The 523-nt window shown below is 45.7% G+C and carries 1 protein-coding gene; it reads left to right on the forward strand.

Annotated elements, in window-relative coordinates; translation table 11 throughout:
* Positions 1-523 (forward strand): pyridoxine 5'-phosphate synthase (locus R7Q48_RS30915; RefSeq protein ID WP_318134232.1); only part of this gene is annotated, 523 nt, incomplete at both ends.

Here is a 523-nt window from a genome sequence, read left to right on the forward strand (position 1 = left end):
ATCGTGATGTGCGTATTCTACGTGAGACGATTCAAACACGTATGAATCTAGAAATGGCGGTCACTGAGGAAATGGTTGAGATCGCACTAAAAACTAAGCCAGAGTTTGTTTGTCTCGTACCAGAAAAGCGTGAAGAGCTCACTACTGAAGGCGGCTTAGATGTGGTTGGCCAACTTGAGAAAGTAAAAGCGGCAACGCAAAAGCTAACGGAAGCAGGCATTAAAGTTTCTCTGTTTATTGATGCGGATCGTCAGCAAATTGAAGCGGCGAAGCAGTGTGGTGCACCATTTATCGAGCTTCATACTGGTCATTACGCTGATGCAGAAACAGAAGAAGAGCAACAAGCAGAATTGAAGAAGATTGCTGCGGGTGCAAGCTACGCTGATGACCTTGGTATTATTGTGAACGCTGGCCACGGTCTGACTTACCACAACGTAGCACCAATTGCTGCGCTACCAGAAATTTACGAGTTGAACATTGGTCACTCTATCATTGGCCGTGCAGTGTTTGATGGCCTAGAAAA

The organism is Vibrio sp. 378, assembly GCF_033339435.1.